Genomic DNA, 1,761 nt, shown 5'->3' on the forward strand with positions numbered 1-1,761 from the left:
GTGAAAAAAGACCTTATTATTGTTAAAGTCTGAAAATTTCGAATAATAGGTGCCATACACATCAAAATAGGGTTGTAATTCACTGTATAATGCATTTCCAATAAAACCACTGGCTCCTACTATTAAAATTCTTTTTCCCATTTATTTTTTATAAAATGGGAGTTTTACCACAGTTGCGGGTACAACATTTTTTCTAATTTGAACAGCAATTTCACTTCCCGGTTCGCTGTAAGCAATTGGAACATAACCAAGCCCAATCCCTTTATTGAGAGACGGAGACATTGTTCCGCTGGTTACAAATCCAATTTTGGTTCCTTTATTGTCAACGATTTCATAATCTTGGCGGGGAATTCCTCTTTCGTTGATTTCAAATGCCACCAATTTTTGTTTGATGCCGTCTTCTTTTTGTTTTTTTAATGCCTCAGAATTGATAAAGTCTTTTGTAAACTTAGTAACCCAGCCTAAGCCTGCTTCCAACGGCGAGGTGTTTTCTGTGATGTCATTTCCGTATAGGCAATAGCCCATTTCAAGCCTAAGTGTATCTCTGGCGGCCAAACCAACGGGTTTGATACCAAAATCGGCTCCGGCTTCCAACACTTTATTCCAAACTTGTTCTACTTCACTGTTCTTACAGTAAATTTCAAAGCCTCCGCTTCCGGTATATCCAGTTGCGGAAATGATTACATATTCAACTCCTGCAAAATCAGCTACTTTAAAGCTATAAAAGGGAATGCTTTTTAAATCAACCGAACTAAGTGATTGCATCGCTTCAACAGCTTTGGGCCCTTGGATTGCAAGCAATGAGTAGTCATCTGACAGGTTGCGAAGCTCCGCGCCCATAGTGTTGTGTTTGTTGATCCAGTCCCAGTCTTTATCTATATTAGAGGCGTTGACAACAAGTAAGTATTTTTCTTCATTAAACCGATAAACAATTAAATCATCCACGATGCCTCCGTTTTCATTAGGAAAATAACTGTATTGAGCTTTACCATCGATGAGCTTGGAAGCGTCATTGGAGCACACTTTTTGAATGAGTGACAGCGCATTTTTTCCTGTTATCAGAAATTCACCCATATGTGAAACATCAAAAACACCCAGATGGTTTCTTACGGTTTCGTGTTCTATATTGACACCCTCATATTGAACGGGCATATTATAACCCGCAAAGGGAACCATTTTGGCACCCAAGGCTACATGTAGGTGGGATAGTGCTGTATTTTTCATTGCAAAGTTATTTAAAGTAAAGTAACAGCTTATCGTTCGCTGTTAACGAAAACAAATGTATTTAAAAACATTGATTTTACCTTAAGGAAAAGGGATGATTTAGGTAAAAAGAAATTCTTAATCTTAAAGTTCTATTTTTTTAAGTTCGCGGTAGTTTTTGTAGAGCTTTCTCAATAAAATTCCATACACCAGCCTGTAAAATAAGACCAATAATACAATAAGCACGATTCCAACAATAATTTGCCCTACAAAAAAGTAAGTCAAAAAGTCTGGCGGAAACGTTTTCATTCCATACACATCTGAAAACACTTCTAAAAGTAAATCACTTTTTGTATAATAATAAAAGTTGATAATGCAAAGCGTAAGGATAAATGCGCTCACGTTATAAATTACAAAGTAGCGCACTGTTTTTCTGGTTCTGAGAATACTTTGCATCAATGATTTTGTGCTTTCTGTAACTATAATGGACCTATAGTTTTTATAAAAACTATAAATAAAGATAAGTACTACAATGTAATGAACAATATTAAAGACCAG

General features: G+C 36.0%; 1 protein-coding gene and 2 pseudogenes. All 3 read right to left on the reverse strand.

What is annotated here, in order from left to right; genetic code table 11:
• Positions 1-141: pseudogene (locus AACY61_RS13295) on the reverse strand (dTDP-4-dehydrorhamnose reductase); the annotation flags it as partial.
• On the reverse strand, positions 142-1,224 hold the full coding sequence (gene gcvT, locus AACY61_RS13300) for a glycine cleavage system aminomethyltransferase GcvT (protein ID WP_339612062.1): 1,083 nt from the start codon (positions 1,222-1,224) through the stop codon (positions 142-144).
• Between the two features lie 123 nt (positions 1,225-1,347).
• A pseudogene (locus AACY61_RS13305) lies at positions 1,348-1,761 on the reverse strand (hypothetical protein); the annotation flags it as partial.

It is taken from the genome of uncultured Planktosalinus sp., assembly GCF_963973675.1.
Lineage (GTDB): Bacteria > Bacteroidota > Bacteroidia > Flavobacteriales > Flavobacteriaceae > Planktosalinus.